The organism is Enterococcus ratti, assembly GCF_001886195.1.
Lineage (GTDB): Bacteria > Bacillota > Bacilli > Lactobacillales > Enterococcaceae > Enterococcus_B > Enterococcus_B ratti.
This window is the reverse complement of sequence record NZ_JXLB01000024.1, coordinates 15,412-29,723: the sequence shown is the minus strand read 5'-3', so window position 1 is coordinate 29,723 and position 14,312 is coordinate 15,412. Positions and strand designations below refer to the sequence as shown.

Below are 14,312 nucleotides of genomic sequence, written 5' to 3'. Positions count from 1 at the left end.
TATGTCTACTTTATTGACATCTATCCACAAATGATATAAATTCCATAATTATTTTCTCCCTTCATATTTTCTGAGTAGTTCTTGATATACTTCTTCAAATTCTTCTTTTTCCTTACTATCATATTGATCAGAATTAACCATTTCATCTATCCGCTCAAATATATATCGCTGAAAATCTAATAATTCAGGAAAAGTAGCATGTTTCAACAAATATAACTTCGTTGTTCTTCGATAAGAAGCATTTCTTTCTTTTTCTTTGTTTCTTTTACGATATTCACTATTAGCTTTTCGTTTTGCCTCACTAGTTTTATATCCCATAACATTTCTCCAGTCTTTATCATTGCTAATATTTCTATCGTTCTTATTAGTCATGTAACATACTACCATTTGTTACCAACAATATACCACGCATGCGTGGTATAAGCAAGGGAGAAATAAAATTTTATTATCTAGTGTATTTGATTAATTCTGAAAAATGATAAAACGCATCCAATGTTACTCTCAATAACACTGGTTGATAATCAGTAAAAAATTTGACACTATTACACAGTGAGTCATAACTTTTTATTGCACTCACAACAAAATATTCAAATGCCGGATTATTTGAATCTTGTAATAATTTTTCTGTGATAGCATCCCACATTTCTGATTCTATATAATATTCGTCAATTTCTTGACCTTGATAATTAATAAGTGATCCTTCTCTTTGACCATTATGCAAATCAATAATTACCTGAAAATAAGAATCTAGCAATTCTTCATTTTGAAGAGTAAAATTGAAAATTCTCTTATCAAAATACGCTCTTGGTGTAATAAAACAAGGAAAATCCGCTTGATAATAAGAAACATCATGAATAACCATTTCATAAATGATCTTAGAATAGGATAATACTAACATCTCCAATATCATTAAAGTTTCTGAACTATGTTTACTCATAAAAGGAAAAAACTCTTCCTGAGTCCAAGATATACCAAAATAAGATGGGGAAAAATTTGCCAAACTATAGTCATAATACTTCAAATTATCATAGTGAAGTTTATAAATTGACTTTTTAGAAAAATATTCATTAATAATATTCAACCGTTCACGAATCTCTTCTTCTATATTGTCTGTTTTAAAATACAACTCTTCTTTTAAGATTTTGTTGATTTGATTATTATAATTTGTATTTTTCATCATTAACTTCTCTCTTTCGCACAAAAATTATCTAAAGAACCTTTCCTCATCTATAGTGATATAACAATATAAATGGGGAAAGGTATAGGTTTATCTGCTTTGTTCTAAACCTGTATTTTTAAAAGTTGTAACTAATGGCTCTGATATTTCTACTACTGCTTGCTGAGAGTTCGACGAAGTTTTTTCTCTCATTTCTAACGATAAATTTAATGCAGTTTGTCTCTCTAATAACTCATTTAATACTTCCTCTTTCTCAAAAGGTTTTAAGACTTGTTGTTCTGCTTGGTTCATTTTCTTAATCAAATTGTTCTTTTCATTTTTCAAATCATTTATTTTATCAGGTAAAGTTTTTAATACATTGGTCATTCGAGTAAATGTCCCTTTTCCATTCTTTTCGATTGCAACAGCATAACTTCGTTCTCTTTCTAACGAGACAACCATCTGTCCAAATCTAGAAACATCTAATTTAATGCTGAAACCATAAAATTCGCCTATTTCCTTTCCTTGCTCAAGCTCTGTCTGAAGTATTGTATTAAAAACCTCTAACGCATCTGATCGATCAGTATATTGGATTCCTAACAGCTTTATTGAAAAGTCACTATTAATAATACTTGCTACCCACTCATTATCTTGAATAGTTTTTTCTAAATTCATTTGAATTTCTTCTAATTCTTTTGGATATACACTTTCTAAATTTTGAGTTAATGTTAAACGATTAGATTGCCAATCACTTTTCTGTAATTGAAGATTCATTATCTCTCTGTCAATAGTCATCTTCTCTACCAACATCGGATTATTTGTTGCTAAAGCTTTTGCTTCAGCTGCATCCAACGTAGATTGATCAATATCATCTGCACTACGAGCAATACTTTTTCCAGTCATTACTTGATTGATAAACTTCAACTTGTTTTCTTGTGTTTGCCAAAGATAAGAATCAAAGGAGTTTTTCGCCACATATCTGTAAATTTGAACTTCTGAATTCTCATTTCCTTGACGAATTCCTCGGCCATCTCGCTGAGTCAAATCACTTGGTCTCCAAGGTACATCTAAATGGTGTAAAGCAATTAACTTATCTTGAATATTTGTCCCTGTTCCTAATTTCTCAGTACTTCCAATAATCACTCGAACTTCTCCATGACGCACCTTGTCGAATAATTCTTCACGTTGTCTATCATTTTTAGCTGAATGAATAAAGGCGATTTCTACTTCAGGAATTCCCTTTTCAATAAGTATCCGTTTCATTTCATCATATACGTTAAATTTATTAGGATTAGGAGTACCAGAATCAGAAAATATAATCTGTGTTGAATGTTTCTCCAATGTATCTTGCCATATTTCAAATACTTTTTCAGAACATTTATATAACTTACCTTCTTTGTATACAGGTGCTTCTGGATCAAGTAACCGAGCATCAATAGCCATTAGTTTGGCTTCATTGGTTAGCTTTAACATATTGTCTTCTCGTGGATCTACATTCCCTAAACGAATATTATCCGCACGTTCTGCCAATTCCATCATCTTCTGTTCTTGAAATTCACTTGGCTCAGAAACAATTAATTGGGGTTTTCCATTAGCTATATCTGGAACAGGAAGCTTTAACATATCGCTTGTTTGTATATCAGCTACTAAGTGAAAAGAACTCATCAACTCAGGTAGATTATGAAATTTTGCAAATCGACTCTTCATTCTAAATCCACTACCTTCTGGATTTATTTCTGGAGCAGTGACAACTTCCCCAAATGTTGACGCCCATCGATCAAAAGTATATAAATCCATTCTAGCTAACTCTTCAGGCTGTAAATAACGTTGCATTGTATATAACTCACTCATAGAATTAGAAATAGGAGTACCTGTTGCAAAAACCACCCCACGCCCCTGGAACTTTTCTAATATATACTGACATTTCATATACATATCAGTAGCTCGTAAACTATTTCTTTAAAAGCAGTTTCTGGCAAACGAACTGCGCCTAATAGCTCGGCTTGATTGGATAATTCTTTTCTAAAATATGAATCCTTTTTATCAAGAGTACCTGAAGAAGTAATTACTGCAACAATTCCTCCTTCATGAACAAGATCTAGAGAGTGTTTGATAAAGTAGTCATGAATATAATAACTATCCAACGTCTTTCCATGTATTGAAATCAGCTAAGAATTTTGCATTTGGATTTTGCCCATAAGCAAATAACACACTTTCTAGATCATATTTATATAGCTGACTACTAAATTCTAAAAACTGTAATATTTCCAGCTCATTGTTTGTAACTTGCTTTAATATTTGCTTGTACAATGTAGATAAATTTTGATACATCGTATTCTGATTATTATCCTTATTCCAGCGATCTAATAAACCCATATTTCTTTCCTCCTCATCGACTCATCATAAGAGTTTCTTGTTTTTTTCTCTCAGGTGTTTTTTCAATTTGATATTTGATACGATCTTCTTTATCTACCGCTTGGAATCCATAATTTTTCACTAAAATAGCAGCTTCTTTTAGAGAATCTGCTTCAAAAAATGGATCATTAAACTGCGTATCCTGAGATATTGCAATATATTTTTTACGTTCTTCGTCTTTGAATATCTTCATTCGTTCCTTCCCATTTCGTTCATAAACTGCTTCCAGTAACCTAGCTTCCTGTTGAACAAAAATTTTATATCTCAACGCATCATTCCAATCTTTAATAGTTCCTTCAGTAGGTCGATAGCCAAGATTCTGATAATCTTCATAATAGGTACTAACTTTCTCATGTAGCCCACGTAGTTCTATAGGGTTCATTCCTTCATCAATACGAAATAATTTTTGGAAATCATATTCGCCTGACTCTCTTCTTATTTGAGCTAACTTTTGTCCTACTTTCTTACTTTCTAAAACAATGTCCATATTTTCTCCTGAGAAGTATTCCTTTATGTTCCATGAATTAGCAACCTTTCCTTCTTCACTAAAATTTGTCAGTGCTTTATGAGTTGCTGCAATTGCAAGCCAGTCTACTTGATAAACTTTTGCGGCTTCTTGATATATTGAAATATTCTTTTTCGGAATATCTAAGTCATTAGGAATTAGTTTTTTAAATTTTATTTCTTGTTTTGTCTCATTAATTACATAAGATAATTTAGACAAATTATCGAAAAAACGGTGACCTGCAGGATCATTGTCAACACCTAAATAAACTCCTTCATATGGAAGTGCACCTTTAGCTATATACATTTGAGAAATAAACTTATAAACAGACTGTTCTTTCAACCCATCCATGGAAGCCAACATACAATTCTCTAATTGCGGATTCATTGACCAATAACTTAGCATGTCAATTGGTGCTTCAAAAACATATAACTTATTAGGCGTGCCTATCGTTAAATTAAAACCAAAATTAGGTTCACTATTTCTAGCAATTCCTTTGAAACGTCCATGTTCATATTTTTGTGGATTATATTCTGTTCCAATAACAGAAGCACCTACTGCTTTTCCAGTATCAGACCAGACAAATACAGCTCTTTTATATTTATCTTCTTGGATAAATCCTTTTTCATGTAAAACTGAAACTAATATTTTCGATAATTTCCGCTCATTAACTAAATAATTACTCACCTCAGAGAAGCTGGTATTATGCTTAAAATAATACTTGAAAGGTTCTTTTGGTTTTGGCGTTGTTTCTACTCTAGTTAATTTATCATGTCGTTCTTGTGTTAAATAATTGAGTGCTTCTAAGTGACTCATATCATAGAAACGACAGACAAATTCAATTACATCCCCTTGAACAACTTTTCCATTTTCAATTTGCGAATTCCAATAAAAATAATTTTTTCTTTTATCAATCATCAAACTGTCATGCTCCACACCTTGAGCAAAGTTCCTCATATCAATATATTCCATTCCCTGATCATCCATCACTGACGTAATAGATACTTTTTTAGCTTCAGCTAAGATTTCTTTATATTCATTATTTTTCATGACTGTATTTCCTCCAAATAAAAAAGAAGTGAATAGTTTCCTATCCACTTCTCGTAGTCAAAAAATATTTATATTTTAAACTAAAAAAAGAGAAACGAAATAATCGCTTCTCTTCTTTATTGCCATCACTATTTGATTCTTTTCACTTTTGCTATACCTCGTAATGTGTCCACGCTGAATAAATCTCTACCATTTTCTCATCTTCATTTACCTTATAAACCACTCTGTGTTGCCTATTTAATCTTCTTGAATACCGACCTTCATGTGTAGGTTTCAGTTTCTCAAATGATTGAGTAGGAAGATAAGGATCTTCTTTTAAAGTTTGGATAACTTTTTCAAACTGAGATTTAAGATTAGATTGTTTGATCTTCTTCAAATCAGCTTTAGCTGAATTTTTGATTTTTACAGAATAGTTACTCATTATAGATTATCCCAATCAATCTCATCAATATCAGTAAAGCCGCTATTATCTTTTTCACGCTCTCGAACAACATTTAAAGTACCTGTTTGTTCAAGAAATAGCGTTTCTTGAATTGCTCTCCAATCATCCAAACCAATAAGTACTGCATTGTTTTCACTTCGTTCACTAATGATTTCAATTTCCCTATGATTTTCATTGACATCTTTTAATAACTTGTAAAAATCTTTTCGTGCGGAACTAGGATTCAAGACTGTATTTGCCATATCTATCCCTCCTCTGTTTTATATCTCCATTATAGCGTACTTATTTAAGTACGTAAACATTATGCAAAAATTTAATTAAAATAGATACTACTTTTTCATCGAATTAATCCCTGTTCTTGTTGCTCTCTTTCTCTCATATTTTTCAAATAGATTTGTTGATTTTTGATACTTTGAAAATCTTTCCGAAGTGCTTTTTTTACCTTAGATAAGTCAATATTTTTTGAGTGAGTATCATTTCTTTTTTGATATTGATTTTCCACTAATTTATTCCAATCTACTGAAGTACTCTTGGTTGGAATTTCATTTTCTTTTTTATTTTGTTCAGACATTTCCTTTAACAAGGCATTACCTAAACGAGTATATAATTCTTTATTTTTATTCGTTTTAAAATCTTTTGCTCGCTGAAATTCTTTTGTTCCCTCTCCATATAAGTTCATATAGAAAGCAACATTTTCATCTAACAGATTTTGGAGTTCTTTATATCCTTCTTTTTCATAAGCATTCAGGTAAGTTGAAATAAATCGGTCAATCGTTGGTCGAATAGCATTTAGAACATTCATATTATATTTCCATTTACCTCGATCTGGTGGTAAAGATTCGTAAATTTTATTGTACAAATATTTCAGTTCTGTATCTGGTAGATATCTCATATTTCCTTTATGGTTACCAAGTTGTGTACGAATCATTGAAGATATTTTTGCCAAAGGTTGGTCTCGATCCAGCAATTGACTCATTACTTGACTTCTAAAGCGATCCACATTTCTTTTTGATCGATATCCTTTTCTTGCTTCGTATGTTGAGCCGTCCTTTCTTGTAAAAGTGCCATATTCTCTAGTAGGTTCTGGCTCGACAATCGCAATATGCACATGGATATGGTGTATCTCATTGTAATGAATTGCCGCCGTCCATACTGCACTATTTCGAAGATTTTCAGCTTTCAATTGTTCATTCATTGCAACTCGAATAGCGTTCATAATTTTTTCTTCATTCAATATTTTAGCTTTTGGATCATATAGTCCCACTTCAATTAGCCAATTCGTATCAAAGCTAACCACATCTTGCCACATCAATGAATCATTTTTTTGTGCCTGACGAAATAATTTTTTGACAGTATTTCTTTCTTCTTTAGATAGACGGTTCTTATTTGCAGTAAATAATCCCGAAGACTTTTCAGGATTTTCCATGTACTGATTATAACCATCACTTTCTAAAATATTATACTGTTGAAATTCTTTTGATCTAGTTGCTTCGTCACGATCAATATAATTAATATACTTCTGAAATTTTTTGTTGTTGGACATTACAAATTTCCACTTAGTTACGATTGCTGCTTGCACCATTTTTAGCTAATCCAATCTGAAAAAGTCTCTTTCACTTCATTGCCATCAGACAAATTTATGCTTTCTTTTTCCTGTAAAATTTTTTCTGTATTTGACAGGGTAGAATCATCCGAAGCCGTCAATAATGATTCACTTCTGCTACGTTTCTTAGCTGCCAACTCTTTATAATATTTGCCAACCTCATTCATTGCTTTTTCCATAGGCGGAGTAACTAATTCACTCATTGGTAAATAATTAGTTACATCATTGTCAAAGTTATAGCTATTCCATAAGTGAAGAAGAGTTCGAGCGCTTTTCTCGGCATCTCCACTTCTTAACAAGGTAAAATGAACTTCTTTTTGAATTTTTTCCAATTGATTGGATAAATCTTTGTGCATAGAGGATAAATTATCTACAATTGCCTTATACATCTCATGCTCTCTAAAAATTTGTTCTAGAGCTTGATAGACAGGTCGCTTTTTTTCACCTTGTTTTGATAAATAAGGTTCTAAATAAGCCCACCCATAATCAGATTCATCTGCTTCTCTCATGTTGATTTCTACACGTCTCATTAGTCAACCGCCTTTGCTATCTGAATAAATTCATTTAATACTTTGGTGTTCTGATTTAAAGCTAAAATCATATTTTGGGAAACTTCCTCTACTAAATTCTCATACTTTTTGTTTAGCCCTTCCACCTCCGCATACATCACGTGGTGAGATAATAACCGACGAATGTATTCCTCTCTTGATTGATTATTTTGTGCTGCTAATTCGTCAAGTTCTGCAATTATTTTTTTAGGTATTTTTCTAACAATTATATCCATCAAAATATCAAATCCTTTATCAAAGATTTCAAAACAAAGTGTTCCGAACTTGTTCGGAGTAGTTTAAAATCCCCGACTTTGTGAAACAAAGTCAAGAGGATTTTAAAGAGCATAAGGGAAACCTGCTATCATAAATGATAGAAACCGCAGTGCGGTTTGGTTTCAGAGTGATATCACAAAACATTGTGAACCCGTCTATAAACCTGTTTGATTTTAGCACCCAATCGGGTAATACACAGGTCATTTTTAACCAAAAACCATCATAACCGGCTTTAAACAGGGCGCATTTTCCTCCGTTTTTCTTCTAAAAAGACCAATTTTTTTCAAAATATGACACATAACCGGTTACTTAGAGGGTCTGTTTTTCATTCAAGAAAACTAATTTTGTAGCTCTTGTTTTCGCTCATTCAGTTTTTCCAGTTTAGAATGCAGTTCTGTATCATTCTCTTTTAGAGTAGAAATTTCTTTTTCAATCGTTTGAATTTGGCTCTTATTCTGTTCGATAGTTTGCTCAACTTCCCCTTGTTCTTTCGGTGTCTTGTCATTCAATGATTCTTCTAAATTCTTATTTACTTGTTCAATTTTTTTAATAGATTCTCTATGATTTTCAACTGATTTAGCACTCTTTTCTAAGTCGGATTTTACCTGATCAACCTCAAAATTAATCGCTGTTAATTCATAAGATTCTTTTGAACGACTATCATTATATAGTTCCTTTGTAGTGCTATCTTCCCTAGTAAAATATAATTTTTGAGTATCAGTTAATGAATCAACATTTACATTTTCAGGATAAATACTAACAGTTAATTTTTCCCATTTATCTGGTAAATCTTTTATTTTAACCACATACAATTCATCTGATATTTGATCTATTTTAATCTTATATTTAGTGCTGTCACTACGATTCTGTTTAGCAGTAACTTTCAATTCATCCAGTACATTCGAACTATTTATAGGAGATAAAAATGAAAAAACTAAGGTCTCATTTTTAGGATAATAATTCTTTTCTACTAGTTGAATCGTTCGCATATCAATAGATATTTCTTCTCCAATCTTTGTTGATTTTGTCTCCGTTTGGGGTTGTATTATCAAACTACTTCCAAAAAAGAAAAGAAAAACACCAATAATAATCACGACCATTTGTTGGTATTTTTTTCGTTCATTTTTTCTTAATGAAACTTTATTAGCCACTTATTCCACCTCCATTTTTAACTTCGTATTTGAAATAGTGAAATAACTTTTTTAACTCGTTTCCTACATATTTTTTGTCCTTTCGTACCACTGTTGGCACACTTTTTAAATCATACTTTTGAATATATTGACGATTGAACGGCTGGTTCATATTAACAAAAACCAAATCATTATTTATAAAATTATGAATGTACAATAGGGGAAAAAGTTGTCTGCATTCAGAACAATCATCACGATAAAACACAATTGTTTTATTAGGATAGTCATTCAAAACTACAGGATCAGCCTTCTGTTCAAACCTTCTCATTTGATAAGTAAATATCGCTAATGAACAACTTATAACAGCAACTATTAATAAAATAAATTGCCATTTTCTATCTATTTTTTTCTTCATTTTGTGATCCTTCATCTATAAATAAATTTCAATTCTCTATACTACAAGATAGAAATTTCTCCAATATTATTTAAGTCAATGACCTTTTTTAACTTAGGATCAAACACAATTTTATACATAAAATTTCCTTCTTGTTTATTACTATCTGCAATAGAAAGCGAGTATTTTACTAGTACTAATGCTGTCAATTTTTCATCGTCAGAAGACATTCTATAGACCTCTGGTTCTCCATCCATCTTAGAAATTGTAGTCACTGTTGTCGTTAATTTATCCGCATTTTTTGAAAAGAGTTTATCTAATGTAGTAGCATTTGCATATTGCATTGCCTTGTCTTTTCTTGCTGAAATACTATCTGCTTTTTCGTCTGTATCATAATTGTATACACAGCTAAATAAGTTGTTTGTAACGTCTAATAAAGACTCATTTGCAGAACCATTTTTTTCTTTATTTAAAGAATCATACTCTTTTGATAAATGATCGTATTCAGTTGTCAACTTTCCCATATTATTTTTTAATTCGATATTTTCTTTTCGTAAATCTTCTATTTTTTTCGCTTTTTCCTGATTGCTATTTACTAACCAAAACAAGCTAGAAAGAACAATCAACACTATAACTACTGAACCCATTACTCTTATATTCAATAAAATTTCTCTCAAATTATTTTCCCCTTCCTTGAATAAATTCAACTTGCGAAACTGTCTCTTTATTAATAACACGCCACGATCTTGTTCCAGAACCAGGACTAACTACATTCGTTTCACTGATTAACATACTACCATCAGGATTTACATATTCGACTACAGCAACATGTCCATACGGAGGAGTTGAACCAGCTAATCCTCCACGAAAACTTGCCGCCCAACCGACTTGAGGTTTTCCCTTAACAACCGTATAACCTCTTGCTTTTGCTGTTTGTCCCCATGATCCTCCATTACCTCCATCACCAGAAAACCATTCAATAGGACTACCAATTTGAGCCATTCGATTATATGCTCCCCAAGTACATTGTCCCATTGGATACTGGTTTCCAGCATAATTGTTATTGTCTGGTGCTGGCAATGTTAGCTTACCTTTATACTCAGGTGGAACATCTAAAGTTGGAGCAGAATTAGTGCCTATTACTTGATCTGAAGTATCTGAAACAACCACACAATTGTTTGATTCACTATCAGAATTATCCTCTCCTGGTTTGGGAATATCGACTCCTATATCAGGCAAAGAGCCACTTTTTTTGTACGGAGAAGCCCCATATTTTTTGATTGCTTCTTGATCAATCCACTGATATTTCTTACCCAGCGAATTATAAGTACTAATCAATTTAACTAAATAGTTAGGATCTGTTGCCCACCCCCCTTTAAATATGGCAGTTAATGAACTGACCCCATCAGTATTGTTAATCGCTCCAGTGTATAATGTTTGATGAGCCATAAACTCAGCTTTACCCACAATTCCCGCACTATAATTTTTAAACCAAGTATATGCACCACCTGTATTATCACCAACCGAAGTTCCTGGTTTTGTTCCAGTAATATCGACAGAATCTTCTCCAAAAGTTGCTAAAGTAATAGGAAAATCTTCTTTCTTAGACGTTTTTACACCGCCCATATTATGAGCTTGCCAAAAAGAAGTTCCATTTGGGTTCGTAAAATTGAACCCATTCTCAACCATCGTCTGCGCAATAGAAGCTGAAGGTAAAAAACCTCCAGCTTTCCAAGATAATATATATGCGTCCTTATGTTGCTTAATAAAATCGTCAATCGAAGCTGGCACTTGTCCGCTTTCTTCACTCGTACTATTAGTCATCGCATTGGGGATACAGCTATTATTCGATTGAGACATATAAAATATAGATAAAGAAGAAAGAAGTATAATCAACGCCAAACCTATAAGAAGAAAATTAGATAGAATGAATGGAATGAAATACTTCTTTAAGAGTAGCTTTTTTATTTTCTTTCCCATTATGCCCCTCCATTAAACAGCGCTAATTCTTCATCAGTCACTTGGAAAGTCATTTGAATATTCTGGTCTCCGGCGATACTCATAATCCCTTGAGAACCTCCTACCTCCTTGCTCGTTTGAAATTGTGCCATCATTTCATACTCAGTATCTGTAAAAATATTCCCAAAGATATTTCTTAAAAAGTTTAATGACGTAACATCCTGCCGTAATAAGATTTTATATTGCGTTAAACCAAATATTTCTTTCAATTTATTAGCTGCTTCTACCATTTCTTTATCCTGAGCATTATCTGCATTAGGAAACATTCTCTCTACACGTTGTGTAGCCAAAGCAATTCCTATAAATAATTTACGAGCTTCTGACATTAACGTAACAAACCATTTAGCTGCATAAGCTTTTTCGATGTTTAGAATATTGTGACATTCATCAACGATAATTAAACAGCGAATAATATCCCACCAATTTTGTTGCTTTCTATCAAATAAATCTTTTTGTCTCTTACCTATTCTAGTAACATTTCCCATAATGTTATTAAGTGCAAGAAATAGCTGACAGTCAAAAACTTCTGAACCTAATTTAGATACTCCTTCAATATCAAAAAATACAATTTGATTTTCTCCAAGATCAGGAACAGAGGTTTTACCATCAAATATTTGTTTATATTGTTTCGTCAAAGGTTTCATGGTTATTCGGATTGAATGAATATGGTTTCTCATATCTTCAGAACAAGTCGGTTCTATTTTGTCTAAGTATGCGATAAAATCACTTGCTGTAGGATACTCTTCGTTAGAAAGAGCCGTAATATCAATTGATTCATCGTCTTTCCAAATTCCAAAATCTATAAAGAAATCCCAGATAACATCTTCAAAAACACTTACCAATTCATCAGAAGCTTTTTTGTTACGTATTTTAAATAAAATTCCTAACATAGATATATGTTGAGTAAACGATCCTCTAATATCCACTATATAAGAATCATCTTCTGTCTTTTTAGATACAAGAGGATACACTTGAAACATATTCAAAATACCTCCTGATCCATCTAAAGGAATCGATACCCCACCATATTCTTGTACCACATTCAAGAATTCTCCTGACTTATCAAAACCTCGTATAAAGTTCCCTTTAGCAGCATTATCTCTAAGTAATTTCTTTAACACTGTAGATTTACCAGAACCCATATCTCCAGAAAGAAAGAGGTTATAATACAATCTTTTCGGACTTTTATAAAACATATCCCAATAGACTGTTCCTCCAGTTCGTGTCACTCCGTAATAAAAACCTGTTTCATCATCTAAAAATGTTTGATTATGTGCAAAACCAAGCCCTAGTGCTTCAGCTTGAATATCCATACCATCACGTCGATTACGAAGTTTTCTTTGTTCTGCCATTGGTAAAAATAAAGACTGCCATTCTTCTTTTTGTTCTCCTAAAAATACCGTAGCTTTATAACCGTCCGAATCTAGTTTTTTCAGTATAGAATTGACTTGTTTTTCTAAAGCTTCTAAAGTAGGTTGACTGCAAAAAATTCTAAAAGCAACTTTCTTAATTTGCTCACCTTGATTTTTCATACTTAAACTTAAATGTCTCAAAATATTTATTTCTGAATCTAACTCGTCTTGTTCAGTTATATTTGCTTTTCTTTGTCTTGTTCTAAGTTCTTCAATCGTTTCACTTACCCCAGTTTGGTAGGAAATGCTATCATCCGTACGAGAATCTTTCATAACAATTACATTTTCTACATCGGTTAAATCCATTAACCAAAATTCTGACATAATAGTTGGAGTTTCAAATACATGTATAGTAGTACGATAACTGTCACCGAATCGATTAAAAAAGTCTTCTTTTACTGAGATTCCGCCTTTTGGTTGTGTATCATAAATAAATTGAATATCTGGATCAACCATTTTCTTTTTTATCTTCATAAATTTCAATTCCTCCTGTATTGTTCAATAGATACAAGATTTTTTTTACATATTCTTTATCTAATAATTTCAGTTGAAAAAGATTATCAAATCGTTTTAAACTAATAATATTTTCTTCTAACTCATTGATACTTCTTCCATAAATGACAATATAAGAAGTCAGCTTTTTATATTTCTTCTCAATATATTTCAATTTTTCTAATTCTGTTTGGAGAATCCGCATCTGATTCAAGTTTTTTGACTGATCTCGCTTATATTTGACATATCTTTGTTGTCTCTGGTTCTCTTCTGGAAAATTCATAAATAATTCTTTGACTGAATTGCCGTATTGCTTCTGAAATGCCCAATAATTATCCGTAACAAAATCAGCTTCTTTTTCATCTAATAACTCAAGATCATATTTTTTTGTATCAAAAAAGGCCGCGTACCAACGCTGGCCTCTTATTTTTAATTTGACATAGTTTTCTTCAGTAATACCTGCTACAGGATATACTTTAGTTAATCGTTCAATTTCTCGCTTTACTTTTCGTGATTTTTGCTTATCTTGTTCTTTCTTTTCTAGAGAATCAAATTTCATGTTCTTCCTCCTTTGGTAGAGTAATTGCATGATAAATTTTTCGATCTTTTAACAATACTTGAAGAGCCACTTGATAATTCTTTTTAGCATGTATCCCACTAGGCGAAAATAATAAGTATAATGTTATTGGAAAAGCCATAACATAGGGAATTCTCAAAAATTCTGTTATAAAATTTTGAGAAAGAATTCCTAAAAATGGGCTTGCTATAATCATTAATACATCTTTCATATCAAACTTTCCTTGCTTGATATCGGTAATTGCTTCTTTAGGTCTAGCAACTTGTTTTCTCATTTTTCCCCTTCTTTCTGCT

18 protein-coding genes are annotated in these 14,312 nt (G+C 31.9%); all 18 read right to left on the bottom strand.

Annotated features, from left to right (window positions below; translation table 11 throughout):
* Positions 1-48 precede the first annotated feature (48 nt).
* Positions 49-318, bottom strand: coding sequence for a hypothetical protein (locus RV14_RS10115; RefSeq protein WP_071856139.1), 270 nt, complete (start codon positions 316-318; stop codon positions 49-51).
* Positions 319-445: 127 nt separating this feature from the next.
* Complete coding sequence (locus RV14_RS10110; RefSeq protein ID WP_071856138.1) at positions 446-1,180, bottom strand: hypothetical protein; 735 nt, start codon at positions 1,178-1,180, stop codon at positions 446-448.
* A gap of 87 nt (positions 1,181-1,267) precedes the next feature.
* Complete coding sequence (locus RV14_RS10105) at positions 1,268-3,043, bottom strand: helicase C-terminal domain-containing protein (RefSeq protein WP_245785498.1); 1,776 nt, start codon at positions 3,041-3,043, stop codon at positions 1,268-1,270.
* A gap of 38 nt (positions 3,044-3,081) precedes the next feature.
* A complete protein-coding gene (locus RV14_RS10100) occupies positions 3,082-3,300 on the bottom strand; it encodes a hypothetical protein (protein WP_071856136.1) in 219 nt (72 codons plus the stop codon).
* On the bottom strand, positions 3,293-3,532 hold the full coding sequence (locus RV14_RS10095; RefSeq protein ID WP_071856135.1) for a hypothetical protein: 240 nt from the start codon (positions 3,530-3,532) through the stop codon (positions 3,293-3,295). Before RV14_RS10095 ends, RV14_RS10100 begins: the two co-directional genes overlap by 8 nt.
* 13 nt (positions 3,533-3,545) lie before the next feature.
* Positions 3,546-5,126: a DUF3991 and TOPRIM domain-containing protein gene (locus RV14_RS10090; RefSeq protein ID WP_071856134.1), complete on the bottom strand. Its 1,581-nt coding sequence runs from the start codon at positions 5,124-5,126 to the stop codon at positions 3,546-3,548.
* Between the two features lie 151 nt (positions 5,127-5,277).
* Positions 5,278-5,547 (bottom strand): Txe/YoeB family addiction module toxin, encoded by a 270-nt coding sequence (locus RV14_RS10085; protein ID WP_071856133.1) that lies wholly within the window; start codon positions 5,545-5,547, stop codon positions 5,278-5,280.
* Positions 5,547-5,810, bottom strand: a complete 264-nt coding sequence (locus RV14_RS10080; protein ID WP_071856132.1) for a type II toxin-antitoxin system Phd/YefM family antitoxin — start codon at positions 5,808-5,810, stop codon at positions 5,547-5,549. The genes RV14_RS10085 and RV14_RS10080 overlap by 1 nt, the downstream gene beginning before the upstream one ends.
* Before the next feature lie 95 nt (positions 5,811-5,905).
* Entirely contained in the window at positions 5,906-7,150 is a 1,245-nt protein-coding gene (mobP2, locus tag RV14_RS10075; RefSeq protein WP_071856131.1) for a MobP2 family relaxase, read from the bottom strand.
* Between the two features lie 2 nt (positions 7,151-7,152).
* Positions 7,153-7,701, bottom strand: coding sequence for a hypothetical protein (locus RV14_RS10070; RefSeq protein ID WP_071856130.1), 549 nt, complete (start codon positions 7,699-7,701; stop codon positions 7,153-7,155).
* Positions 7,701-7,955 (bottom strand): ribbon-helix-helix domain-containing protein, encoded by a 255-nt coding sequence (locus RV14_RS10065; RefSeq protein ID WP_071856129.1) that lies wholly within the window; start codon positions 7,953-7,955, stop codon positions 7,701-7,703. The genes RV14_RS10070 and RV14_RS10065 overlap by 1 nt, the downstream gene beginning before the upstream one ends.
* A 378-nt stretch (positions 7,956-8,333) precedes the next feature.
* Entirely contained in the window at positions 8,334-9,146 is an 813-nt protein-coding gene (locus RV14_RS10060) for a hypothetical protein (protein WP_071856128.1), read from the bottom strand.
* Positions 9,139-9,540, bottom strand: coding sequence for a hypothetical protein (locus RV14_RS10055; RefSeq protein WP_084650369.1), 402 nt, complete (start codon positions 9,538-9,540; stop codon positions 9,139-9,141). The genes RV14_RS10060 and RV14_RS10055 overlap by 8 nt, the downstream gene beginning before the upstream one ends.
* 41 nt (positions 9,541-9,581) lie before the next feature.
* The gene (locus RV14_RS10050) at positions 9,582-10,181 is read right to left on the bottom strand and encodes a hypothetical protein (RefSeq protein WP_245785497.1); all 600 of its coding nucleotides are present in this window, start codon (positions 10,179-10,181) and stop codon (positions 9,582-9,584) included.
* A 16-nt stretch (positions 10,182-10,197) separates the two neighbouring features.
* A complete protein-coding gene (locus RV14_RS10045; RefSeq protein ID WP_071856127.1) occupies positions 10,198-11,499 on the bottom strand; it encodes a CHAP domain-containing protein in 1,302 nt (433 codons plus the stop codon).
* Positions 11,499-13,424, bottom strand: coding sequence for an ATPase (locus RV14_RS10040; protein WP_071856126.1), 1,926 nt, complete (start codon positions 13,422-13,424; stop codon positions 11,499-11,501). The genes RV14_RS10045 and RV14_RS10040 overlap by 1 nt, the downstream gene beginning before the upstream one ends.
* Positions 13,399-14,001: a hypothetical protein gene (locus RV14_RS10035; protein WP_071856125.1), complete on the bottom strand. Its 603-nt coding sequence runs from the start codon at positions 13,999-14,001 to the stop codon at positions 13,399-13,401. Before RV14_RS10035 ends, RV14_RS10040 begins: the two co-directional genes overlap by 26 nt.
* Positions 13,991-14,293: a hypothetical protein gene (locus tag RV14_RS10030; RefSeq protein WP_071856124.1), complete on the bottom strand. Its 303-nt coding sequence runs from the start codon at positions 14,291-14,293 to the stop codon at positions 13,991-13,993. The genes RV14_RS10035 and RV14_RS10030 overlap by 11 nt, the downstream gene beginning before the upstream one ends.
* Positions 14,294-14,312: the final 19 nt, after the last annotated feature.

What these genes read in the sequence shown, in the direction of transcription:
- RV14_RS10115 (WP_071856139.1), bottom strand. Translation starts at nt 318, where the DNA reads ATGGGATATAAAACTAGTGAGGCAAAACGAAAAGCTAATAGTGAATAT.
- RV14_RS10110 (WP_071856138.1), bottom strand. Translation starts at nt 1,180, where the DNA reads ATGATGAAAAATACAAATTATAATAATCAAATCAACAAAATCTTAAAA.
- RV14_RS10095 (WP_071856135.1), bottom strand. Translation starts at nt 3,532, where the DNA reads ATGGGTTTATTAGATCGCTGGAATAAGGATAATAATCAGAATACGATG.
- RV14_RS10090 (WP_071856134.1), bottom strand. Translation starts at nt 5,126, where the DNA reads ATGAAAAATAATGAATATAAAGAAATCTTAGCTGAAGCTAAAAAAGTA.
- RV14_RS10085 (WP_071856133.1), bottom strand. Translation starts at nt 5,547, where the DNA reads ATGAGTAACTATTCTGTAAAAATCAAAAATTCAGCTAAAGCTGATTTG.
- RV14_RS10080 (WP_071856132.1), bottom strand. Translation starts at nt 5,810, where the DNA reads ATGGCAAATACAGTCTTGAATCCTAGTTCCGCACGAAAAGATTTTTAC.
- mobP2 (WP_071856131.1), bottom strand. Translation starts at nt 7,150, where the DNA reads ATGGTGCAAGCAGCAATCGTAACTAAGTGGAAATTTGTAATGTCCAAC.
- RV14_RS10070 (WP_071856130.1), bottom strand. Translation starts at nt 7,701, where the DNA reads ATGAGACGTGTAGAAATCAACATGAGAGAAGCAGATGAATCTGATTAT.
- RV14_RS10065 (WP_071856129.1), bottom strand. Translation starts at nt 7,955, where the DNA reads ATGGATATAATTGTTAGAAAAATACCTAAAAAAATAATTGCAGAACTT.
- RV14_RS10055 (WP_084650369.1), bottom strand. Translation starts at nt 9,540, where the DNA reads ATGAAGAAAAAAATAGATAGAAAATGGCAATTTATTTTATTAATAGTT.
- RV14_RS10045 (WP_071856127.1), bottom strand. Translation starts at nt 11,499, where the DNA reads ATGGGAAAGAAAATAAAAAAGCTACTCTTAAAGAAGTATTTCATTCCA.
- RV14_RS10040 (WP_071856126.1), bottom strand. Translation starts at nt 13,424, where the DNA reads ATGAAGATAAAAAAGAAAATGGTTGATCCAGATATTCAATTTATTTAT.
- RV14_RS10035 (WP_071856125.1), bottom strand. Translation starts at nt 14,001, where the DNA reads ATGAAATTTGATTCTCTAGAAAAGAAAGAACAAGATAAGCAAAAATCA.
- RV14_RS10030 (WP_071856124.1), bottom strand. Translation starts at nt 14,293, where the DNA reads ATGAGAAAACAAGTTGCTAGACCTAAAGAAGCAATTACCGATATCAAG.